The 21,761-nt window shown below is 35.9% G+C and carries 24 protein-coding genes; 18 read left to right on the forward strand and 6 right to left on the reverse strand.

The window, feature by feature from the left end; all coding sequences use genetic code 11:
• The 7 genes from U8526_RS11065 to U8526_RS11095 form a co-directional block, all read left to right on the forward strand.
• Positions 1 to 563 (forward strand): DDE-type integrase/transposase/recombinase (locus U8526_RS11065; RefSeq protein ID WP_334342029.1); only part of this gene is annotated, 563 nt, incomplete at its 5' end.
• Between the two features lie 200 nt (positions 564 to 763).
• The gene (locus tag U8526_RS11070; RefSeq protein WP_334342030.1) at positions 764 to 2,149 is read left to right on the forward strand and encodes a class II fumarate hydratase; all 1,386 of its coding nucleotides are present in this window, start codon (positions 764 to 766) and stop codon (positions 2,147 to 2,149) included.
• Between the two features lies 1 nt (position 2,150).
• Complete coding sequence (locus U8526_RS11075; RefSeq protein ID WP_334342031.1) at positions 2,151 to 3,536, forward strand: flavocytochrome c; 1,386 nt, start codon at positions 2,151 to 2,153, stop codon at positions 3,534 to 3,536.
• 126 nt (positions 3,537 to 3,662) lie between these two features.
• Positions 3,663 to 4,829: a cation:proton antiporter gene (locus tag U8526_RS11080; protein ID WP_334342032.1), complete on the forward strand. Its 1,167-nt coding sequence runs from the start codon at positions 3,663 to 3,665 to the stop codon at positions 4,827 to 4,829.
• A 186-nt stretch (positions 4,830 to 5,015) separates the two neighbouring features.
• The gene (locus tag U8526_RS11085; protein WP_334342033.1) at positions 5,016 to 5,390 is read left to right on the forward strand and encodes a GntR family transcriptional regulator; all 375 of its coding nucleotides are present in this window, start codon (positions 5,016 to 5,018) and stop codon (positions 5,388 to 5,390) included.
• On the forward strand, positions 5,383 to 6,093 hold the full coding sequence (locus U8526_RS11090) for an ABC transporter ATP-binding protein (protein WP_334342034.1): 711 nt from the start codon (positions 5,383 to 5,385) through the stop codon (positions 6,091 to 6,093). Before U8526_RS11085 ends, U8526_RS11090 begins: the two co-directional genes overlap by 8 nt.
• Positions 6,090 to 6,866: a hypothetical protein gene (locus tag U8526_RS11095; RefSeq protein WP_334342035.1), complete on the forward strand. Its 777-nt coding sequence runs from the start codon at positions 6,090 to 6,092 to the stop codon at positions 6,864 to 6,866. The genes U8526_RS11090 and U8526_RS11095 overlap by 4 nt, the downstream gene beginning before the upstream one ends.
• A gap of 38 nt (positions 6,867 to 6,904) precedes the next feature.
• On the opposite strand, the gene U8526_RS11100 is transcribed toward U8526_RS11095, so the two are convergent.
• Positions 6,905 to 7,774: an aldo/keto reductase gene (locus U8526_RS11100; protein WP_334342036.1), complete on the reverse strand. Its 870-nt coding sequence runs from the start codon at positions 7,772 to 7,774 to the stop codon at positions 6,905 to 6,907.
• Between the two features lie 197 nt (positions 7,775 to 7,971).
• On the opposite strand from U8526_RS11100, the gene U8526_RS11105 reads away from it, so the two are divergent.
• From U8526_RS11105 to phnW, 6 genes are read left to right on the forward strand one after another with little or no spacing between them, the layout of a single operon-like run.
• A complete protein-coding gene (locus tag U8526_RS11105) occupies positions 7,972 to 9,015 on the forward strand; it encodes a phosphate/phosphite/phosphonate ABC transporter substrate-binding protein (RefSeq protein ID WP_334342037.1) in 1,044 nt (347 codons plus the stop codon).
• Positions 9,016 to 9,026: 11 nt separating this feature from the next.
• Complete coding sequence (gene phnC, locus U8526_RS11110; protein WP_334342038.1) at positions 9,027 to 9,782, forward strand: phosphonate ABC transporter ATP-binding protein; 756 nt, start codon at positions 9,027 to 9,029, stop codon at positions 9,780 to 9,782.
• Positions 9,782 to 10,573 carry a PhnE/PtxC family ABC transporter permease gene (locus U8526_RS11115; protein ID WP_334342039.1) on the forward strand — a complete coding sequence of 264 codons (792 nt, stop codon included), beginning with the start codon at positions 9,782 to 9,784 and terminating at the stop codon, positions 10,571 to 10,573. Before phnC ends, U8526_RS11115 begins: the two co-directional genes overlap by 1 nt.
• The gene (locus U8526_RS11120) at positions 10,570 to 11,421 is read left to right on the forward strand and encodes a PhnE/PtxC family ABC transporter permease (protein WP_334342040.1); all 852 of its coding nucleotides are present in this window, start codon (positions 10,570 to 10,572) and stop codon (positions 11,419 to 11,421) included. The genes U8526_RS11115 and U8526_RS11120 overlap by 4 nt, the downstream gene beginning before the upstream one ends.
• A gap of 19 nt (positions 11,422 to 11,440) precedes the next feature.
• A complete protein-coding gene (gene phnX / locus U8526_RS11125; RefSeq protein ID WP_334342041.1) occupies positions 11,441 to 12,235 on the forward strand; it encodes a phosphonoacetaldehyde hydrolase in 795 nt (264 codons plus the stop codon).
• On the forward strand, positions 12,229 to 13,320 hold the full coding sequence (gene phnW / locus U8526_RS11130) for a 2-aminoethylphosphonate--pyruvate transaminase (RefSeq protein WP_334342042.1): 1,092 nt from the start codon (positions 12,229 to 12,231) through the stop codon (positions 13,318 to 13,320). The genes phnX and phnW overlap by 7 nt, the downstream gene beginning before the upstream one ends.
• A 41-nt stretch (positions 13,321 to 13,361) precedes the next feature.
• On the opposite strand, the gene U8526_RS11135 is transcribed toward phnW, so the two are convergent.
• Positions 13,362 to 14,015, reverse strand: coding sequence for a phosphatase PAP2 family protein (locus U8526_RS11135; RefSeq protein ID WP_334342043.1), 654 nt, complete (start codon positions 14,013 to 14,015; stop codon positions 13,362 to 13,364).
• Between the two features lie 167 nt (positions 14,016 to 14,182).
• On the opposite strand from U8526_RS11135, the gene U8526_RS11140 reads away from it, so the two are divergent.
• From U8526_RS11140 to U8526_RS11155, 4 genes are all read left to right on the forward strand, one after another.
• On the forward strand, positions 14,183 to 14,431 hold the full coding sequence (locus U8526_RS11140) for a hypothetical protein (protein ID WP_334342044.1): 249 nt from the start codon (positions 14,183 to 14,185) through the stop codon (positions 14,429 to 14,431).
• A gap of 180 nt (positions 14,432 to 14,611) precedes the next feature.
• On the forward strand, positions 14,612 to 16,372 hold the full coding sequence (locus U8526_RS11145) for a thiamine pyrophosphate-binding protein (protein WP_334342045.1): 1,761 nt from the start codon (positions 14,612 to 14,614) through the stop codon (positions 16,370 to 16,372).
• Entirely contained in the window at positions 16,372 to 16,575 is a 204-nt protein-coding gene (locus U8526_RS11150; RefSeq protein WP_334342046.1) for a hypothetical protein, read from the forward strand. The genes U8526_RS11145 and U8526_RS11150 overlap by 1 nt, the downstream gene beginning before the upstream one ends.
• Positions 16,576 to 16,635: 60 nt before the next feature.
• Complete coding sequence (locus U8526_RS11155) at positions 16,636 to 16,956, forward strand: hypothetical protein (RefSeq protein WP_334342047.1); 321 nt, start codon at positions 16,636 to 16,638, stop codon at positions 16,954 to 16,956.
• 60 nt (positions 16,957 to 17,016) lie between these two features.
• Here the strand turns inward: U8526_RS11155 and pstB are convergent, their stop codons facing one another.
• From pstB to U8526_RS11175, 4 genes are all read right to left on the reverse strand, one after another.
• The gene (pstB, locus tag U8526_RS11160; protein ID WP_334342048.1) at positions 17,017 to 17,811 is read right to left on the reverse strand and encodes a phosphate ABC transporter ATP-binding protein PstB; all 795 of its coding nucleotides are present in this window, start codon (positions 17,809 to 17,811) and stop codon (positions 17,017 to 17,019) included.
• 10 nt (positions 17,812 to 17,821) lie between these two features.
• On the reverse strand, positions 17,822 to 18,709 hold the full coding sequence (pstA, locus tag U8526_RS11165) for a phosphate ABC transporter permease PstA (protein WP_334342049.1): 888 nt from the start codon (positions 18,707 to 18,709) through the stop codon (positions 17,822 to 17,824).
• Position 18,710: 1 nt separating this feature from the next.
• Positions 18,711 to 19,628 (reverse strand): phosphate ABC transporter permease subunit PstC, encoded by a 918-nt coding sequence (pstC, locus tag U8526_RS11170; protein ID WP_334342050.1) that lies wholly within the window; start codon positions 19,626 to 19,628, stop codon positions 18,711 to 18,713.
• A gap of 69 nt (positions 19,629 to 19,697) precedes the next feature.
• Positions 19,698 to 20,606, reverse strand: coding sequence for a phosphate ABC transporter substrate-binding protein (locus U8526_RS11175; protein ID WP_334342051.1), 909 nt, complete (start codon positions 20,604 to 20,606; stop codon positions 19,698 to 19,700).
• A 382-nt stretch (positions 20,607 to 20,988) separates the two neighbouring features.
• Here U8526_RS11175 and U8526_RS11180 point away from each other — a divergent pair, with 382 nt between their 5' ends.
• Positions 20,989 to 21,729, forward strand: coding sequence for a response regulator transcription factor (locus U8526_RS11180; protein WP_334342052.1), 741 nt, complete (start codon positions 20,989 to 20,991; stop codon positions 21,727 to 21,729).
• The last annotated feature ends 32 nt before the right edge of the window (positions 21,730 to 21,761 follow it).

The raw sequence follows: 21,761 nt of genomic DNA on the forward strand, positions 1-21,761 counted from the left end.
AAAGTCAAAAAGACAATGAAGAAGAATATATTAAAGACAACATATTAAATCAAAACTTTAAGGTGTCTCAACCACATCAAGTTTGGTTAGCTGATTCAACCCAACTTGAATATGGAATAAAGCATAAACACAAAGTGCAGTTAAGTGGCGTATTGGATCTCTACGGCCGTAGAATGATTAGTTATCATATAAGTCCATCAGAGGATACTGACTCAGAAATCAGTACATTTAAAAAAGCTTTTAAATCTATGGGTGACGTCCATCCGATGGTCCATACGGACCGAGGATCAGCATTCTCGTCAAAAAGGTTTAATATATTTCTTATACAACATGAATCAATTCATAGTATGTCCAGGCCAGGAACGCCTTACGACAATTCTCCAATAGAACGTTGGTGGAATGATTTCAAATTGAGATGGATCAATCTACATGAGACGCCTAAAACATTGGAAGAGTTAAAACTTTTGGTGAAGGACGGAATGAACTATTTTGATACTCTAGATAGATCAGAAACAAGAAATGGACTCACTCCAAAGGAATATTGGAATGAGTCCATCTCTTAAAGTTATATTATTTACTCGAAAAAAGTGTCAACTTGACAAGGCCTAGTGCATTCCAACAGCATTCCCAATTTTTGTGGAGGACGGCAGTTTAAGCACATTTAATAAGAACTCCAATTTAAATTTTTATACTACAGTCCTGTAGTTTTTCTAAAATGATAAATTCGTTATAATTAGTGTATTAAATTATTTGGAGGAATTTGATGGCAGACTATAGAATTGAAGAAGACACTTTAGGTGCAGTAAAGATACCCCAAGAGGCTCTTTGGGGACCACAGACAGAGCGTAGTCGCAATAACTTTTCCACAGGTATGAAGATGCCTTTGGAAATAATCAAGGCGCTGTTGCAGATTAAAAAAGCCGCTGCGATTGCCAATAACGAAGCTCACGCGATCAGTTCTGAGAAAGCCGATTTAATTGTTAAGAGTATCGATCAATTGTTGAGTTTAAAGGATGAAGAATTACAAAAAGATTTCCCATTGGTTGTTTATCAAACTGGTTCTGGTACGCAAACTAATATGAATGTGAATGAAGTAGTGGCGCATGTTGCTCAAAAAATCGATTCAACATTGAAAATTTTACCTAACGATGACGTCAATCATGGTCAAAGCTCAAATGATATTTTTCCTACAGCAATGAATATCACGGCTGCAATGGCTGTGGATAATTTGGAAAAATCAGTTAAACATTTGATTGATGAATTAAAACAAAAACAATCAAAATATTGGAAAGTTGTTAAAATAGGTCGTACTCATTTGCAAGATGCTACACCGTTAACTTTTGGCCAAGAGGTTAGTGGCTGGGTCAGCATGTTGGAACATGATTTATCATACTTAAAAGATTTGAATCCAACTCTCAGTGAACTAGCGATGGGGGGAACTGCCGTAGGAACTGGCTTGAATGCGGCCCCTGGTTTTGCTGATAAGATTGCGGAACAAATGAGTCAAGTTTACGATCATCCTTTTACTGCCGATACGAATAAATTCTATGGGTTAGCCGCACACTCTGGATTGAATGTTGTTCATGGTGCCATCAAAACATTAGCTAGTGATTTGATGAAAATTGCCAACGACGTTCGTTTTCTAGCTAGTGGTCCCAGATCTGGTTACGGCGAATTGAATATTCCTGCCAACGAACCTGGTTCATCTATCATGCCAGGCAAAGTTAATCCTACTCAAGCTGAAGCTATCACAATGGCTGCTGTCAGAGTGATGGGAAATGATGTTGTCGTCACAATGGCTGCTAGTCAAGGTAACTTTGAAATGAACGTTTATAAGCCAGTTTTGATCAGCGCCTTTTTAGAGTCAGCTGAATTATTGACGGGAACGATGTATGGTTTTGCCGATAAGATGATTGCTGGTTTGACTGTCAATGAAGACCGAATGACAGAATTAGTGGATCGTTCATTAATGACTGTGACTGCTTTATCACCGCATATTGGTTATCATCAGAGTGCCGAAATTGCTCAAAAAGCTCAAGCTGAGGGAACAACTCTAAAAGAGGCTGCACTTAAGTCAGGTCTAGTGACTGAAGAACAGTTTGATAAATGGGTTGTTCCAATTGATATGACTAATATTGAGGAGAAATAAAATGGCAGAAAAATTTGTTTTTACACCAACTAAAATCGATCAGTTAAAAGATAATTATGATGTAATAATTATTGGTTCTGGTGGTGCCGGATTAACCAGCGCGATCCAGGCTTACGAATTAGGACTGTCCCCAGTTATTTTAGAGAAGATGGATAAACTTGGTGGCAATACGACCCGAGCATCTTCAGGAATGAATGCTGCTGAAACCTTTGTTCAATTGGATCATAAAATTGTGGATAGTTATCAAGATTTTTACGATGAAACCTTTGTCGGTGGTGGCAAGCAAAATAATCCTGAACTATTAAAATTTTTCACAGAGCATGGTGCTTTAGCAATTGACTGGTTAGCTCAACATGGAATTGAATTAGATGATCTAACGATCACTGGTGGAATGAAGACTATGAGAACCCATCGTCCTAGTTCATTGGCACCGATTGGCGGATACTTAGTAACAGAACTTTTGAAATTGGTGGATAAGTATCAAATTCCAGTATTCGACGGTATCAAAGTTAATGAATTGTTGATGAAAGATGGCCAAGTTATCGGTGTTAAAGCATCTACGGATCAAAAAGTTGAAATCCATGCTAAAGCCGTTATCCTGGCAACTGGTGGATTTGGTGCTGGAAAAGATTTGCTAAAGAAATATCGTGCCGACTTGACCAGTCTAAAGACAACCAATCAACCTGGAGCAACTGGCGATGGTATCAAGTTGGCTCAAAAAGTAGGGGCAAAATTAGTTGATATGGATCAAGTTCAAGTTCATCCTACCGTTCAACAAGATACTCCACATGCCTTTTTGATCGGGGAAGCTGTTCGAGGTGAAGGTGCAATTTTAGTCAATAAGCAAGGCCAACGCTTTGTTAATGAATTGGATACCAGAAAGAACGTCACCCAGGCGATTGATGATCTAGGCGGTACCGGAGCTTATCTGATTTTTGATACAAGCATTCGCCAACGCGTCAAGGCAATCGAGTTCTATGATCACGTAGGTTTAGTAGAAAATGGTAAAGATTTAACTGAATTAGCCGAGAAGACGAATTTGAATCCACAAAACTTGCAGGAAACGGTGGAAAAATGGAATCAGGCCGTTGAATCTAAGCGAGATAGTGAATTTAAACGTAGCACGGGTATGGAAAGAAAAATCTCTCAAGGACCATTCTTTGCAATCCACATCGCTCCAGCAGTCCATTACACAATGGGTGGCGTAGCCATTAATCACAATACACAAGTTCTAAATACCGATAATCAGGTTATTAAAGGCTTATTTGCAGCAGGTGAAGTAGTCGGCGGACTACATGGAAATAATCGAATCGGTGGCAATTCAATTGCTGAAACAGTGATATTTGGGCGTCAAGCCGGTCAACAAGTTTTTAAGTATTTGAAATAATAAAATGTAGAGATGGAATGTATTTCAATTTCACTCTACATTTTTTTTGATTTGATGAAGTAGTAGAATGGATATTAACAAATTTAATAAATTTATTTCAAATATTTAAAAATGGGGGGGGATTAAATGAGTTTTATAGGGCCATTATGTCTAATTTTAATTACAACTACAATAGCTGGCCATTTTGCTAATCGAATCGGTATACCAGCAGTTATTGGCGAATTGTTAGTCGGAATTGTTCTGGGACCAGCAATACTTGATTGGATCAAACTGGATGGATTAGTTAGTGCTTTTTCTGATATTGGTGTTGTCATTTTAATGTTCTTAGGTGGGCTAGAGAGTGACTTGAAATTGCTACGAAAGTATTTAAGACCAGCTGTCATCGTTGCTATTTCAGGAGTTGTTTTGCCAGTGGTAGTCATGGGTGGCGTAACTTATCTATTCGGCTTTTCCTTCTTGGAAGCCCTATTTATCGGTGTAGTTTTTTCCGCAACGTCAGTTTCTATTTCAGTAGCTGTATTAAAACAATATAAAGCCCTATCAACTCGTGAGGGTGCAACTATTTTGGGAGCGGCAGTGGCAGATGATATCATTGGTGTTTTATTGTTGTCGTTGATGATCAGTTTGTTAGCCACCCAAGGTATCCACGCCGGTGGGCAGCAACCAGGAATTCTTATTATCATGTTGGAACAATTAGCTTTCTTCTGTGGAACTTTCTTGTTGGTAAAGTGGATTGCACCATATTTAATGCATCTAGGTGAGAGATTGATCGTACCATCAAGTGTGACGATTATGTCGATGATTATCTGTTTGAGTATGGCTTGGTTGGCTAATATTGTTGGTTTAAGCGGGGCTATCGGTGCTTTCTTTGCTGGAATTGCCGTAGCTAATACACCATACAAAAGCATTTTGGCTGACCATGTGGAACCTTTAGGGAATTCGATCTTTATTCCAGTCTTCTTTGTTAGCGTTGGACTGAACATGACCTTAAATCATTTTTTGAAGAATTTAGTTTTGGTGATTGTTCTTGTGATTCTAGCAGCTTTAACTAAATGGATCGGTTGTGGCTTGGGAGCTAAAATTAGTGGCTTTGATAATTTGAGCAGTTCTGTTATTGGGACAGGTATGATAGCTCGTGGCGAAATGGGATTGATTACCGCCCAAATTGGCCATCAAGCGGGATTGTTGAACAATACTGATTATTCAGCAATTATTCTGGTGATTATTTTAGTTACTTTGATTTCACCGTTATTATTGAAACAAACCTTGAAAAAATCGTTAGCACAAGAGTAATTAAGGATAAGCAAAAACAGCATTTATTTAGTTTTTCTACAATATGTCAGTTACGGATTGTAGATGCTGAATAAATGCTGTTTTTTTGTTCAAAATTTTATTTTTATCGAAATAAATAAAATAGTTGATTTTTATTTATTTAGGATGTACTGTATTAGTGTAGTAGGACAGTGTGGAGGAAAAGTAATGGAATATATTGATAACATTCCGATATATCTTCAAATTAAAGAAATTTTATACCATAAGATTATTACCCATGAATATGAATTGGGTTCACAATTACCGTCAGTACGCCAATTGGCTGTTCAATTTACGGCCAATTCTAATACTGTACAAAAAGCTTTAAAAGAAATGACCGAAGAGAATATTATTGCACCACAACGTGGTAAAGGTAATTTTATAACGAGCGACGAAACAATTATTGGAAAATTGAGGGATCGTATTGTGAAAAGTACATTGGATGAAACATATGATAAATTGCACGCATTAAAGATGAGTGACGACGAGATAATCAGTAGCTTTATTGACTATGTTAAGCAGAGGGATGATGACCATGAGTAAAATTTTAGAAATTGATAATCTTAGTTATCGTAAAAACAATAAAACCATTTTGAATCATATTAATTTGAAATTAGATAGTGGTAAGATCATCGGATTATTGGGTGAGAATGGGTCCGGTAAGACGACACTGATGCGCCTAATTGCTGGTGTCAATGCTAGTAATGAAAAGACAATTTCTGTTAATGGGATGACTCAAAAAAGTAAGATTAAATCACAAGTTAGCTTAAGCGACAGTCTGAATGGCTTTCATAGAAGTGATCGAATCAGTGATATTGTCAGATTTTATCGTAATGCCTATGCTGATTTTTCCAATGATAAGTATGCAGAGATTGCTGAATACTTAGGTTTAGACGCTACTAAACGTTTATCTTCTTTATCCACAGGTACGTTAGGAAAATTAGTGATTGCTCTAACGTTATCTCGAGAAACAAATTTATATTTGTTGGATGAACCTCTGAGTGGAATTGACAGTATGTCACGTAAGAAAATAATCAGCAGTATTCTTCGTTGGAAAACTGAAGATTCTACTATTATTATTAGTGATCACTATGTAACTGAGATTGCTAGTTTATTGGATGACATTGTAATCATTAAAGATCAAACAGTTTATGAAGTTGATTCCGTTGAGAATATTCAAATGAAATATCATCTCGGTATTGAGGAGTATTACGAAAAGGTTTATGAAGGAGGATTAGCTCGATGAGTGATTTTTGGGGCATAAGTAAGAATCTGATATGGGATAAATTCAAATTAATGAATTGGGTTTTAATTATTGATGCCATAGCTATCGTAGTTATCTTTTTCATTAATCTTTTCAAAATGGGTTACACTAGTTTTGAATTCATTCCGGTAATTTTTGCAATAAGTTTAATGATTGTAAATTTAGTTAGTATTATTTTGCTTTCACGTACAAATGAACGTGTACTGACGAGTAGCAATTATCGGCTAATACCGATTTCAGATACAAAGTTATATTTAAGCAATATATTAACGACATTTTTAGCCACTGTTTATCTGTGGATCGTAGAAACAATTATCAATGTAGTAATGGATTTGATTGCGATGGCGATTAATTACTCTAAGTATACTCAGTTTAGAGAGCAGATTAGTTCCAGCGATATATTAGCAGGATTCCAGTTTCTATTATTCATGGCTTTAGCAACTATCGTAGTTTGGTCAGGGATTACTTTAATTCATTTTATTATTAATTTAGTTAGTGGCTTTTTACCATTTGGTAGACAAAAATTTGTCTTGTTCTTAGTTTACTTGGTAGTTATTGGCCTATCACTTTGGGGCTTTAACTACATTATGGTTAATATCATTTCAGCATTCTTCCAAAGTGGATTTGAAATTAATACAGTAAAACAAGTGACATCTTCATTGTGGATTGGTTCAGGCATTGCTTGCATCTGGATCGTGATCTTCAGTGTTATCAATATTTATTTGATGAAACGTTGGATTGAAACGGTTCGTTAAAAAAAGATCATCCGTGAGGATGGTCTTTTTTTCGTCTATTAATGATTTTGAGTTGAAAAAGTTGTTGATTCTTTTAAAAATTCTTTATCGTCTGGATCGGCTCCAACACGTTTATCACTGTCTAGTTGGGCGATTTGTTTCATTTCTTCAGGGCTCAAATTGAAGTGATAGTCGAACAATTGGATGTTCTCCTTAATACGATTTTCGTGAGTAGATTTAGGAATAATGATTTCTCCACGTTGAATATGCCAACGTAAAACTATCTGTGCTGGTGACTTTTTATGGTCATCAGCAATTTTTTTAATGACCGGATCATCAATAACTTTATTAACGCCGCCACCTAGTGGACTCCATGACTCATGAGCAATGTCGTGTTGTTTTAAGTATTCATGCAGATCATTTTCTTGGAAATAGGGATGAGTTTCAATTTGGTCAACCATTGGAGCAATCGTAGCTGTCTTCATCAATTGTTCGATGTGATGTGCTTTAAAATTAGAAACACCGATAGCTTTGATTTTACCTTGTTTGTATAAATCTTCCATTGCACGCCAATTTTCCTCAAATCCTGGTGCTGGCCAGTGAATTAAGTAAAGGTCTAAGTAATCCATATCTAGCTTTTTTAAGGATTTATTGAACTGAGCAATAGTTGCATCGTATCCACGAACGTCATTCCAAACTTTTGTAGTTATGAAAAGATATTTGCGGTCGATACCAGTTTCTTTGATAGCTTTACCAACTGCTTCTTCATTATCGTAAAAACTGGCGGTGTCGATGTGTCTATAACCATTTTCAATAGCCCATTTAACACTATTGAGAACTTCTTCATCACTCATTTGAAAGACGCCCAAACCAACTTGAGGAATCGTGACTCCGTTTGCTAATTCGATATAAGGAATATTTGTTGCCATAAAATTACCTCCCACTTTATTTTAAATCCATTATAACGCTGTATTAAAAATTGCCGGAATTTCTCAATTGTATATAAATTGTTTAAATTGTGTAAAGCATATAAAAATATATTTTACAGAAAATTAATCGTTACTTTACATAGCTTTGTTAATCTTAGACTGTTCGAAAAAATGATAGAGAAAGTTGGGAGTTAGTTATGAAAAAAGGGCGATTATTAACCGCTTTTCTAGGGGTATTTTTATTATTAACCGGTGTTTTAGCTGGTTGTTCTTCAAAGAGTGCAGCTTCACCAAAGGCTGGTAGCAACAGTAGTAAGGAAATCACAATGGTTTTCTATCCAAATGAATCAGCTAAAAACTTCAGTGCTTCAAGAAAAGCATTGAAGGAAGAATTACACAAAGCAACTGGTAAGAAAATTAATATTCAAACAACAACAGATTACAATATTGCCATTGAAGCTATTGCTTCAGGTAAAGCACAATTAGCATTCATGGGTGCCGATGGTTATATTCAAGCACATGCTAAGAATGACAAAGTTGTTCCATTGCTTCTACAATCTGGCCCTGAGGGTACAACAAAGGGTGCTAGTTATCGTTCATACTTGATGGTTCAAAAAGACAAGGCGGACCAATACAAGAAAGATGGCAAGTACAGTATTGATAACATTAAAGGTAAGAAAGCATCATTTGTTTCAACAAGTTCAACTTCAGGTTTTGCCGTACCAACTGACGAAATTCAAAAGCACTTTAAGTTAAAGAATAAGGATCAACTATCAGAAGGTGGCAAGTTCTTCGATAAAGTTCTTTACGGTAGTACTCACCCAGGTTTAGCTATTAACTTGCTAAAGGGTGACGCTGACGTTGCTGCATTTGATGATGGTGACCTTACACCATTCTTAAAAGTTACATCAGGTAGTTATGACAAAGTTGGTTCAACATTCACAGTTAGAAGTGACGCTGATGCACCATTCGCAGAATTTAAAGGTAAGGAATTAGTTAACCTTTCAGTATTACCAGTTCAAAATGGACCTTTCGTTGTAAATTCAAAGGCTCTAAGTAAAGACGATATCGATGCTATTACAAAGCACTTTACATCAAAAGACATTACAAACAATAAAGACCTATTCTCTGACGGAAAAGGTAAAACACCAACTCTATGGCAAAAGAAATCAGACAAAACTGTTCTTCTAAAAGTTGATGACGAATGGTACAAACCTACTCATGAACTAGTTGGTAAATAAAGAGGCGGCCTATGTTAGAAGTTAAGAATTTAGATAAAAGTTACCAAAAAGATCATCCAGCTCTAAAAAATATATCTTTCAGCATTGAACCAGGAACATTTGTGGCTATTATTGGTCCCTCGGGTGCTGGTAAAACTACTATTTTAAGAAGTTTGAATCAATTGATCAAAGATGACAATGGTGAAATCCTTCTTGATGGTAGTGACATTCGTTCAGCCAACAAAGCACAATTAAGAAAATATCGTCGTCAAATTGGAATGGTTTTTCAAAATTACAATTTGGTAGAACGATTGACAGTCATTGAAAATGTTTTACATGGTCGCTTAGGTTATAAATCAACTTTGGCTGGCGTTTTTGGTCGCTATACACAGGCCGAAAAAGAAGAAGCAATGTCATTGCTGAAAAAAGTTGGTTTGGAAGATTTTGCTTTACAAAGATGTTCAGAACTTAGTGGTGGTCAAAAACAACGGGTTGGGATTGCTCGTTCTTTGATTCAACATCCTAAAGTTATTTTGTGTGATGAACCGATTGCTTCATTGGATCCAGCATCTGCACAAACTGTAATGCAATTACTTAAAGACCTAACTGAAGAATACAATTTGATTTGTGTTGCTAATTTACATCAAATTAATATAGCAAAAAAATATGCTGACCAAATTATTGGTATTCGTAAAGGACAACTTGTCTTTGATGAGGCTGCTGATTTGTTGTCAGAGGATATTTTGAGGACGCTTTATGATCAAGATATTACAAAGGAGCTTGAATAATGCAATCTTCTGCAAAATATTTAACTCGCAAAGGTTGGTATCAAACCGCGATAATCGCAATTATTGGCGGTACCTATATATTAGGTAGTTGGTTCTTAAACTTTGATAATTTGAGCGGACTAATGGCAGTTCCCAGAGCTTTTGGGTGGTTAGGTGTTAATTTCCAACCGACAGCTAACTCAGTAGAATATTTACCCAAGATTTGGCAAAAATTGATGCAAACAGTGTTGTTGGCTATTTCTTCAACTGTAGTGGCCGCTATTATCTCCATCTTTGTAGCTCTAATTGGTTCCAAAGTTACTGGTATAAATGGGGGCGTGCAATTGATCGTGCGTGGAATAGCATCTTTCTTTAGAAATATTCCACTGGTTGCTTGGTCAATGATTCTACTTTTCTCATTTAAACAAAGTGACTTTACTGGATTCTTAGCTTTGTTGTTGATGTCCATAGGTTTCTTGATTCGTGCCTTTATGGAGATTATTGAAGATGAGGCAAGTGAGACAATGCTAGCTTTGAAGGCTACTGGGGCAAGTTACTTTCAAGTAATATTTCAAGCTGTTTTGCCACAAATCTTGCCAAGTGTTCTAAGTTGGATTCTTTATATGATAGAGAATAACGTTCGTGATGCTACGTTGGTCGGTATCTTAACTGGTACAGGAATTGGTTTCATCTTCGACTTGTATTACAAGAGCTTTAGATTTGATGCCGCTGGAATGACTGTTTTGTCCATTATCATTGTTGTTATTGGACTGGAACTGATTTCAAATCAAATTAGGAAGGTGATCTTATGATAGATAGCGAAGATAGGGTAATCAAAAAACCTCAATTACCAAGTTCACCTAATATTAAGTTACACGAAACTAGTTTATCTCGAATAATGATTTTATTAGTATTTGTTTCTTTACTGGTGATTACAGGTTTTACATTAACGCATTTAGATACAGCCAATGTGCGTCTTAATGAAGCTGTGAAAGAATTGTCAGTAACTTTACATCAAATGTTTTTACAACCTAATGCTGGTAGTGATGGACTAGGCGAATTATTACAAGGCTTAGGAACAAGTTTACTTATCTCAATTATGACAACCATTATAGGAGCTGTTTTTGGATTCTTCTTTGCGGTTTTGGCTTCTAAGAATCTAACTAATATCTACTTGGGAACAACTATCAGAGTAATTATGGCTGTTATAAGAGCTATTCCAACTATTATCTGGGCAATGATCTTTTCTATCGTATGTGGATTAGGATCTACTGCTGCTATATTAGGATTGAGTTTTCATAGTATTGCTTACCTAACAAAGGCATACTCAGAAAGTATTGAAGGAATTGATGAGTCAACTATTGAATCACTAAAGGTTACAGGTAGTAAATTTTGGGTAATTGTATTTCAAGCTATTTGGCCAACCATCATGGCTTCATTTGTCTCATGGACATTTATTCGTTTAGAGATTAACTTTGCAAATGCAATTGCCGTTGGTGCAGCTGCTGGTGCTGGAGGAATTGGTTATCAATTGTTCGTTGCCAGTGGTATGAGTTTTGATTTCCACGAAGTAGGTTTTATCGTTTACTTAATTATTTTAGTAACATTTTTGCTTGAGTTTATTGCGGTTAAAATTAGACATTTCTATTTAGACCGTTAAGTTAGGGAGAGAATTTTTTATGATTGAAGCAATTATTTTTGATTGGGCGGGAACAACCGTTGATTATGGAAGTTTAGCGCCAGTCATCGCTTTTAAAAAAGCATTTAAAGATGCTGGAATAGAGTTAAGTGATGAAGAAATTCGTCGAGATATGGGGATGGCTAAGTGGGATCACATTGGCAAGATCCTAGAACTTGATGATGTTAAACAGCAGTGGCAAGAGAAGTATTCAGCTTTACCCAACAATGATGACCGTAAAAAAATATATGCCGGTTTTCAACAATCATTGATTCATTACTTAAAAGAGTATACCGAATTGAAATCAGGCGTATTAAAGACCTTTAATTATCTAAAGGACTACGGAATTAATGTTGCAACTACTACTGGTTACACTGCGGAAATGATGAAGATTGTTGAATATAAGGCTGCGGAATATGGCTATACTCCTGATATGGTAGTGACGTCAGAAGATGTTAATAACCAAGGACGCCCTTCTCCTGCAATGATCCAATTGATTATGAAAAAATTCAATATTGATGATCCTAATAAGGTAATTAAAGTAGGGGATACTTTAGTAGATATTGAAGAAGGTCGTAATGCTGGTGTCAAAACAGTTGGGATAGTCGAAGGCAGTAGTTTAATGGGATTATCACAGGTTGAATTTGATGAATTGGATAATGAGCAACAAGTTGCTAAACGTAATGAAGTAAAACGTAAATTTGAATCTGTTAATACTGATTTTATAATTGATAGTATTTATGATTTGGTTCAAATTATTGAATATTTAAATGAATCGATGGATAAAAAATGGTAAAAAAATATTTGCTTTTAACACCCGGACCATTGACTACTAGTGAAAAAGTAAAAAGTGCAATGGATTTTGATTATTGTACTTGGGATGATGATTATAAAAAAATCACACAATCATTTCGTCATTCACTATTGAGCGTTGGACAAGTTATCGAAGAAGAATATTCAGCAGTTCCAATCCAAGGTAGTGGTACTTATGGAGTTGAATCTGTGATTAGTTCAACAATTTCGGATAATGATAAATTACTTATTGCCGTCAACGGTGCTTACGGAAAACGTATTAGTGAAATGGCTAATATTTATGGTATCAATCACGTTGACCTAGTAGTTGATGAGAGACAACCAATTACTCTAGAAAAAGTTACAAAGGTTTTGGATGAAAATCCAGATGTAACTCACTTTGCAATGATCCATTGTGAAACTACAACAGGTATCTTGAATCCTATTGAAGAGATCATTCCTCAAGTTAGTGATCGAGGCATAATTACAATTGTTGATGCAATGAGTAGTTTTGGTGGAGTTCCAATTGATATTAAAGCTAATAAAATTGACTTTTTGATCAGTAGCTCTAATAAATGTATTCAAGGTGTGCCTGGATTCTCATTTGTTATTGCTCGAAAGAAAATTTTGGAAGCTACAAAAGGAATTTCTAGAACATTATCACTTGATCTATATGGTCAATATATTGAAATGGAGCGTAACAATGGTAAGTGGAGATTCACTTCTCCTACTCACGTTGTGCATGCCTTTGCTGAAGCTCTTAAGGAATTAGATGAAGAGGGTGGCGTGGTAGCCCGCCATCAACGTTATGTTGACAATCAAAAACATCTAGCTTCTGGTATGGAAGAACTTGGTTTCAAGGTTTTAATTGATGAAAAATTCCAATCACCAATTATTACATCATTTATTTATCCAAGTGATGATTTTGACTTTCATGAATTCTATCAAGAATTAAAGGAAGATGGTTTTGTTATCTATCCCGGTAAAATTTCACAAGTACCAACATTTAGAATTGGTAATATTGGTGAAGTTTACGATGAAGATATTACAAAATTGTTGTCAGCTATTAAAGAAATCGTTAATCGATAAGAAAAATGCTCAATCAGCCTTTCCAACTGATTGAGCATTTTTTATTTTGTATGGGATGAATGACCGATAGAATCATAATATCTTAGATATAATAGTTCACAGCATTCCCACCAGGTTCCTGCTAACAAAGCACTTCCAATAACATCACTGGGAAAATGTCCGCGTAGGTATACCCTAGAAATTGCGACTATGATTAGCCAGGCAATTAATAATCCTTTAATGACTTTTCTGGTCGTCATGTTCTTAATAGCCGGTAAGACGAGAAAAATCAATGTTAGAATAACTAAGGTGGTACCAAACACATGACCACTTGGGAAACTATATCCAGAAGCTGGAATTATTTTATCCAAGGGTCTCTGTCGTCTAACGGTAATTTTAACTAGAAAAGCAATAATATTACCACTGATTAAAATGAAACCGATCCATAAACTAGAATCTTTTCGACCCCTTATGAAAAGAATCAACATGATTAATAATAGATAAATAACATCCATCATCGGGCTACCTAGAAATGTAATTGTAGAAAATATTTTGGTACTGGGTGCAGATACCATGTTCCCAAGGATATTTTGAATAGAGTGATCTATCCCTAAGATGAAGGCATTGTTGCTCACAATCATAACTTCAAGTAAAAAGAAGACAATGATGTAAGTCAGGGCAAGCCATTTGCGGTGGTCATTTTGTTTAAATATCAAATTAAAACTCCTTTGAATCTAACTGAAATACTTAAGCTTTGATTGTAATATTATTTTCATAATATTTACAGTAAATTCCATAATTTTTTAGAATATATTTAATTGTATAAACAGTACCGAGGGAGATTTATTAATGATATAATCTAGATTACAAAAGGAGGCTAATAATGCTTACATTAATGGCAGCCAGCGCTACTAGTAGCTCGGCACCGATATTAATTGCTATTGGGGTGGCAATTCTTGTGATTATTTGGTTATTTATCAAGACAGGAATTGCGTTGTTACATCATCCAATAATTGGGATTGTCTTAATCTTGTTAGGGGTATTAGGACTATGGAATTATCTCATTATTGGTATTGGGGTAATTGTTGGTGGAATAGTTTTCTTAGTCGTATCACAATTTTTCAACAATTAATGGAAATCAAGAAGCAGGGCAGATGCCTTGCTTTTTTTATTGGCAAAATTATATAAATTAAAAATATAACAAGATTAATTATTTGATTTTTATCTAAAAGTATTCGATGATAACGGTTGCAGGCAACTTATATAGTTATGCATAATGTTGATTAAAGTTTTCGAGAGGAAAGTGGAAAATATGACAAAAATGATAGCTGGACAAGCATTAGTAAAAGTTCTTGAAGATTGGGGAGTCGACCATGTTTATGGTGTACCTGGTGGTTCAATTAACCATACTGTTGAGGGACTTTACTTAGAAAAAGACAAGGTGAAATATATTCAAGTACGTCACGAAGAAGTAGGTGCAATCGCTGCTTCCGCTGATGCTAAATTCACAGGTAAAATTGGTGTTGCATTTGGTTCCGCTGGCCCTGGTGCCACACATCTATTCAACGGATTGTATGATGCTAAAATGGATCACGTTCCTGTTTTGGCCTTGATAGGACAAGTTCCACAGGAAAATATGAATACTAATTACTTCCAAGAAATGGATGAAGGTCCAATGTTTAGCGATGTTTCAGTCTATAACCGTACCGTTACAACAGCTGATCAGATTCCTTATGTAATTAATCAAGCTATTCGTGAAGCATATCGTCAAAATGGTGTAGCAGTTGTTATTTTGCCAGAAAATCTGACAAATGAAGAAATTGACTATGCACCCGCTAAGACACCAAAGATTGTAAAGAATACTTATACACAAACAGTTAACCCAGAGGATATCCAGAATACCTTGAAGATGTTGAAAGAAGCCAAGCATCCACTTGTTTATGCTGGACGTGGACTACTAGGTGCTAAAGATGTTTTGACTAAATTCTCAGAACAATTTAATATTCCAGTCATGAATACTGTTCCCGCAACAGGTGTAATCGGTACAGATCATCCTAACTTTATTGGTACCTTCGGACGCTTAGGTAGTAAATCGGGATTTGAAGCTCTACAACATACCGACTTGATCTTATTCATTGGTTCAGAATTCCCATTTGCTAGATTCTGGCCAGAGAACGTTAAAATTATTGATGTAAATAATAACCCTTATGATATTGGTAAAACAGTTGATGTGGATTATGCAGTAATCGCCGATGCAAAGAGTTATTTGCAAGGATTGATTGATACCAAAGAAACTTTGCCAGCTGGTGTTTGGTTGAAGGCTAACCAAGAGAATAAGGCTAACTGGGACAAATGGCTAGATAAACTTGCTAAAGATGATAGTGAAGGTTTAAATCCAGAGACAGTAACAAGTAAGATTGCTGAAATGGCTGGTCCTAACGATACTTATGGTGTTGATACAGGGAATGTAACTGAGTTCGGTGTTCGTGGATTGCCAATGAACAAGAATCAACGTTTTGCTTTGTCAGGATTATTCGCAACAATGGGCTTTGGATTACCTGCTGGATTAGCTGGTGCTTTGAGTGTTCCAGAAGGACAAGCATGGACACTTTCAGGTGATGGTGGCTTTTCAATGGTAGCTCCTGATTTGATTACTGAAGCTAGATATGGATTGCCAGTTGTTAACGTTATTCTTTCAAATGAGAGACTCGGTTTCATTTACTATGAACAAGTTGCCTCAAAACAACACTTGTACGGAGTAGATTTGACCGATGCCGATTGGGCTAAAGTAGCTGAAGGACTTGGTGGTATCGGCTTCACAGTTAAATCAATTAAAGACGTTAATGAAATCTTTGATAAGATTAAGGAATTACAAGCAGCAGGCAATAAGAAACCAATCGTTGTTAACGCTATAATCAAGCCAGATGATCCGATTGCAACAGCCTTTATGCCTTTAGATCCTAAGATGTACGGTCAAGAAGCGGTAGATGCTTATGCTAAGAAGTATCATATTGACGTTAAGGAACAACCTTCATTGGGTGAAATTTTGAGAGCTCAAGGAGACAATGATTAATGCTAAAGATAACTTATTTAGATGGTAATGTTGAAAAAGTAAAAGAGTACAAGAATGGTGATCAATTTGTAGCTATTCAACAGTTAGAGGTACCTGATTTTGAAGATTATGTCAAAATAGTCGAAGTGACAGATGATGGTAAAAAAATACCTTTAGAAGATTCTACAATGTACGGTCTATATAATTATTTGATAAACAAGTAAAATAAAAGACGGGATAAAAATTATCTCGTCTTTTTATTTTTATAAAAATGAGGGTATTGTATGTCAGTTGATAATTTAGAAGATTTGCAGAAAAACGTTCAATCTTCAGCAAATAATATTGAGGTAACGGGAAAAGCCTTTGAATTCTGTGATGAAGTCCACCAATCCCAAGTATTTGGTAGTGGGTCGGATTGGTCGATAGCCGCCACTAATGGCTGGATGGCTTTGGTTACTGGATTTAATCATAAGATACACCGTCTGTTTATGAGCCAAGATAAGAAACAACGTGAGGATTTGCAACATTTGATCATTACTAAGTACATTATTAAAAAGACGGAACAAACAGATAAATATCAGTTGATTTTGAAAGATAAGGCATAAAAAAATTTAAAAATAAAAAAGACACTCGTACTAACCATTTTGGTTAATATGAGTGTCTTTTTATCCAAAATTACCAGAAACGTAATCTTCAGTTGGTCGCATCTTAGGATTAGTAAAGACATTGACTGTCGAATTGTATTCGATAATGTGTCCCAAATGTAGAAAAGCTGTGTAATCACTAATACGTGAGGCTTGTTGAAGATTATGAGTAACGATGATAATGGAGTAATCTTTGCTCAAAGTTTTTAAAGTGTCTTCAATTTTAGAAGTGGAAATTGGATCTAGGGCACTGGCTGGTTCGTCTAAAAGCAGGATGTCAGGTTTCATGGCAATTGATCTGGCAATACAGAGACGTTGTTGCTGGCCACCGGAAAGAGCCAAAGCACTTTTGTTGAGGTCATCTTTGACTTCATCCCAAAGAGCGGCACCCTTTAAGCTTTCTTCGAGACGTTCTTCTAGTTCGCTTTTCTTGGTAATTCCAGCATTCTTTAATGCAAACGTGATATTTTCACGAATAGATTTAGCAAACGGATTAGGTCTTTGAAATACCATACCGATATGTTTGCGAACTTCGTAAACGTTAGTTTTAGGAGAATTTATATCAACACCACGATAAGAAATTTCACCATTGACGGTAGCAACTTTATCGTTCATACGATTTAAACAGCGAAGATAAGTAGATTTACCGGAACCGGAAGCGCCAATCAAAGCTGTAATTTTATAACGTGGAAATTTTAAACTGGCGTTAAAGATAGCTTGGCTTTTCCCGTAATAGACTTGAATGTCTTTTGTAGAAAGAGCCAACTTTTCATTAATATCAGTTATGTAAGATTCGTCTAAATTGTATTCTTTCATGTTTGGTTCCTCATTTCGTGGCAGTAATTTTCTTGTATAATTTATTACCCAAGAAACGAGCCCCTAGGTTAAATAGAAGGATAACGATGATAAGTACAGCAGATGAAGCACTGGAAATTAAATTTGCATCTGGGGTAACACTCTCAGTATTGACCTTCCAAATATGGACAGCCAAAGTTTCAGCTGGTCGCATGGGATTTAAAAAACTTGTAGCGGAAAAAATATTCCAATTACTATAATCAACGGTTGGCGCACTTTGACCAGCCGTATAAATCAATGCGGCAGCTTCACCGAAGATTCTACCAGCACTTAGGATCAAACCAGTTAGAATCCCTGGTAGAGCAGCAGGCAAAATAATTTTAGTTGTGGTTTTCCAGTTTGATAAGCCTAATGACATACCGGCTTCTCTTTGCAAATTGGGAACACTGTGTAATGATTCTTCAATATTTCTTGTTAATAGAGGTAAATTGAAGAAAGTTAAGGCAATGGCACCAGATAGAATTGAGAATCCAAGTTGCAATTTGATTACGAATAGCAAGTAACCAAACAGACCAACAACAACAGAAGGTAAGGAACTCAAAACTTCGACACTAGTTCTGATCAAATCAGTGAACCAGTTGTCAGCGGCGTATTCTGATAAATAAATACCAGCACCTAAACCAATAGGTAGGGAGACAATTATTGTTAAAACTAATAGATAAAGGGAATTAAAGAGTTGGTCACGGATACCACCACCAGCACTGAAAGACTGTGCGGCAGAAGTTAGGAAGTGCCAAGAGATATCAGGAACACCATTAAAAAGAATATATCCGAGGATCGCAATTAATAATAGGATTACGGCGGCAACGATAATGTAGATAATGACACTAGCGATGCGGTCATTTTTTTTTGCATTCATTTTAGAAGCGACCTCTCTTTCCAATGAATTTAACGATTAAATTGAGAATCAATGACATCAATAAAAGGATCAAGGCTAAGGACCATAAGGCGTTGTTAGGTAAGGTTCCCATGACTGTATTACCAATATCAGTGGTCAATTTACTTGTTAGGGTGGAGGCAGGTGAAATTAAGTTTTTTGGCATTAATGCAGCGTTACCAATAACCATTTGTACTGCTAAAGCTTCACCGAAAGCACGAGCCATCCCGAAAATTATGGCGGTTAAGATTCCTGGAATAGCGGCGCGTAAAACAACTTTGTAGATTGTTTGCCATCTGGTTGCTCCAAGAGCTAATGAGGCTTGACGATAATGCATGGGTACAGATTTCAAACTGTCGACTGAAAGGGAAGTGATGGTTGGTAAAATCATTACGAAGAGAACTAAAGTACCTGAAAGGATACCAAATCCTGTTCCACCAAAGATTCCTCTAATGAAAGGAACAACAACGGATAAACCGATGAATCCGTAAACAACAGAGGGGATACCAACTAGTAATTCAATAACGGGTTGTAAAATTTTACTACCATTTTTACTTGAAAATTCTGACATGAAGATGGCTACACCGAGGGCAAAAGGAGTAGCTATTATGGCTGCCAAAAGTGTCACGCTAAATGAGGTAACAATCATAGGCAAGGCACCAATATCGGGACGTCCTTTGCTGTCAAGCGCACCAGGATTCCAATTAGTCTTTGTTAGAAAATCAAAGACGTTTACTTTATCTGTGGTAAATGTAGCCAAACCTTTTGAGGCAATAAAGTAAAGGATACATGTAACTAACAGAATAATTAAGCCGATGCATAGATAACAAATTCCCTTACCAAAGTAGTCTTGAAAGGTGGCTTTGGATTTTGTTTGTAATTTCTTTTGAATATCATCCATAAGGGAATCCTCCTATATACAAAAAGAACCTCGACCAAGATTTACAAGGTTGAAGTCCCCTCTGTTTGTTTATTTAGAACTAACTGTTCCTTTTGAATCTTTTTGAACTTTCATATTATGAATACTGATATATCCCATATCTTTAACTAATGATTTCTGAACATCGTCTGAATTCATGTAGTCTAAGAATTTAGCAACGGCACCTTTAGCAGCTCCGTTTGTATACATATGTTCATATGACCAGATCTTCCATTTGTTTGTTTCAACATTAGCATCTGTTGGTTTAACATTGTCGATTGAAACAGCTTGGATCTTATCATTAATGTATGAGAATGCTAGGTAACTTACAGCACCTGGTGTACTTTCAACAATCTTTTGAACAGTACCGTTTGAGTCTTGTTCTTGAGATTTAACAGCTTCTTCACCTTTTAGAACAGCTGCTTCGAATGTTGCACGAGTACCACTACCTTTAGCACGGTTAACAACGGTGATCTTTTCGTCTTTACCGCCAACTTCTTTCCAGTTAGTGATCTTACCAGTAAAGATTTTCTTAACTTGATCCATTGTAAGGTTCTTAACGTTAGCATCTTTGTTAACAACTGGAGCCATACCTACAACGGCTACTTGATGATCAACAAGTTTCTTAGAATCGATACCTTGTTTTTCTTCGGCAAAAATATCAGAATTACCAATTTGAACTGATTTGTCTTGAACTTGGCTCAATCCAGTACCAGAACCCCCACCTTGAACGGTGATGTTGATCTTACTATTTTTCTTTTGGAAGTTTGCTGCAGCCTTTTCAACAAGTGGTTGTAGGGCAGTTGAACCAACAGCAGTAACCTTTCCAGATGTTTCGTTGCTGCTACTGCTCTTTGAAGCAGCTGAAGAATCCTTACTACTGCTATTTCCACAGCCAGTTAGGATTAGCATCAATGCAGCCATTCCTAATACTAATGAAATGATAGTTTTCTTTTTCATTTTTAAAACCCCTATTCAAAGTCGTATTGGTTAATTTCTTTATCGAACAATATAAATATAATGCGGCTGTGTATAAATATTGTTTATTTAATGTAAAGATTGTGTAAAGTTGTCAAAAAAATATACAATTGGTCTTTAAACTGTCTGGTGCAAGGGGTGTAAGGGTTCCACTTAATATAACAATAATTGTAAGTGTATATATTCAAATACAATGGATGAATTTAGGCAATGTGAATGACCTACATTATTTCCATTGTTATAATCAAAATGTTAAGTGGCTGTTGTTAGTTTTTGTTAAGAAAATTTACCTTTTCTAAACTTTTTAATATTGCGCAGTCTCAGCCCTTGCAATATTAAATGACCGGAAGGAAGTATAAATAAGATGCAACCGCTAGTATTGTTGAGCAATAAGTTGTCACTTTTTATTGAAATCAATGGTTATTTTAATAATCAGGGATGGTTTATTAGAAATGTAACTGATCCAAATGAAGTAGAAAAACTGGTCGAAAATGAAGAAGTCGCTGGTTTGCTTTGGGATTCATCTATTACCAGCATGAGTCAGTCATTGAAGATACTAAAGTCATTACGTAATAAAATTTCAGGTCCAATCATTGTTTTGGCACCAGCTAAAGATAAGAAGAAACGGTCACTTTTTTACAATATTAATATAGATAGTTTTATTACTAGACCCTTTGAATATCCAGAATTGGTCGCTAAGGTAAAACAGTTATTTTGGGTATATGATCGTTTTTCGATTACAAATGATTTAAAAAAGAACAAGAAACAAGAGTATCGGACTGAGACAGTTAAATACAATGATATTGTGATTGATTTTAAGCATTATAAAGTAACGCACCAAGGGTATGACATAGGATTGACACCTAAGGAATTTAGTTTGTTTTGGTACCTAGTTCAGCATCGTGGAAAGGTTTTGAGTCGTGACCAATTGTTAGAAGGGGTTTGGGGCTATGATTCGGCCGGCTCTAGTCGAACAGTTGATATTCACATCAGCCATTTAAGAGATAAATTAGCAGCAAGATCTGCGACTAAGGATTGCATTAAAACAGTACGTGGTTTTGGATACGTATTAGATAATAAATATCCACTAGTTTCAGAGAAGTAAAAAAAGATCAATATGACGTAATTTCTACGTAT

Origin of the sequence: Companilactobacillus sp. HBUAS56275 (assembly GCF_036913655.1) — a bacterium.
GTDB classification, from domain to species: Bacteria; Bacillota; Bacilli; order Lactobacillales; family Lactobacillaceae; genus Companilactobacillus; species Companilactobacillus pullicola.

Bases quoted from the DNA above. Each gene is read 5' to 3' on its own strand.
- pstA (WP_334342049.1), bottom strand. From the start codon at position 18,709: ATGAATGCAAAAAAAAATGACCGCATCGCTAGTGTCATTATCTACATT.
- U8526_RS11180 (WP_334342052.1), top strand. From the start codon at position 20,989: ATGCAACCGCTAGTATTGTTGAGCAATAAGTTGTCACTTTTTATTGAA.
- U8526_RS11155 (WP_334342047.1), top strand. From the start codon at position 16,636: ATGTCAGTTGATAATTTAGAAGATTTGCAGAAAAACGTTCAATCTTCA.
- U8526_RS11075 (WP_334342031.1), top strand. From the start codon at position 2,151: ATGGCAGAAAAATTTGTTTTTACACCAACTAAAATCGATCAGTTAAAA.
- pstB (WP_334342048.1), bottom strand. From the start codon at position 17,811: ATGAAAGAATACAATTTAGACGAATCTTACATAACTGATATTAATGAA.
- pstC (WP_334342050.1), bottom strand. From the start codon at position 19,628: ATGGATGATATTCAAAAGAAATTACAAACAAAATCCAAAGCCACCTTT.
- U8526_RS11100 (WP_334342036.1), bottom strand. From the start codon at position 7,774: ATGGCAACAAATATTCCTTATATCGAATTAGCAAACGGAGTCACGATT.
- U8526_RS11150 (WP_334342046.1), top strand. From the start codon at position 16,372: ATGCTAAAGATAACTTATTTAGATGGTAATGTTGAAAAAGTAAAAGAG.
- U8526_RS11080 (WP_334342032.1), top strand. From the start codon at position 3,663: ATGAGTTTTATAGGGCCATTATGTCTAATTTTAATTACAACTACAATA.
- U8526_RS11105 (WP_334342037.1), top strand. From the start codon at position 7,972: ATGAAAAAAGGGCGATTATTAACCGCTTTTCTAGGGGTATTTTTATTA.
- U8526_RS11145 (WP_334342045.1), top strand. From the start codon at position 14,612: ATGACAAAAATGATAGCTGGACAAGCATTAGTAAAAGTTCTTGAAGAT.
- U8526_RS11090 (WP_334342034.1), top strand. From the start codon at position 5,383: ATGAGTAAAATTTTAGAAATTGATAATCTTAGTTATCGTAAAAACAAT.
- U8526_RS11115 (WP_334342039.1), top strand. From the start codon at position 9,782: ATGCAATCTTCTGCAAAATATTTAACTCGCAAAGGTTGGTATCAAACC.
- phnC (WP_334342038.1), top strand. From the start codon at position 9,027: ATGTTAGAAGTTAAGAATTTAGATAAAAGTTACCAAAAAGATCATCCA.
- phnX (WP_334342041.1), top strand. From the start codon at position 11,441: ATGATTGAAGCAATTATTTTTGATTGGGCGGGAACAACCGTTGATTAT.
- U8526_RS11085 (WP_334342033.1), top strand. From the start codon at position 5,016: ATGGAATATATTGATAACATTCCGATATATCTTCAAATTAAAGAAATT.
- U8526_RS11070 (WP_334342030.1), top strand. From the start codon at position 764: ATGGCAGACTATAGAATTGAAGAAGACACTTTAGGTGCAGTAAAGATA.
- U8526_RS11140 (WP_334342044.1), top strand. From the start codon at position 14,183: ATGCTTACATTAATGGCAGCCAGCGCTACTAGTAGCTCGGCACCGATA.
- phnW (WP_334342042.1), top strand. From the start codon at position 12,229: ATGGTAAAAAAATATTTGCTTTTAACACCCGGACCATTGACTACTAGT.
- U8526_RS11095 (WP_334342035.1), top strand. From the start codon at position 6,090: ATGAGTGATTTTTGGGGCATAAGTAAGAATCTGATATGGGATAAATTC.
- U8526_RS11120 (WP_334342040.1), top strand. From the start codon at position 10,570: ATGATAGATAGCGAAGATAGGGTAATCAAAAAACCTCAATTACCAAGT.
- U8526_RS11175 (WP_334342051.1), bottom strand. From the start codon at position 20,606: ATGAAAAAGAAAACTATCATTTCATTAGTATTAGGAATGGCTGCATTG.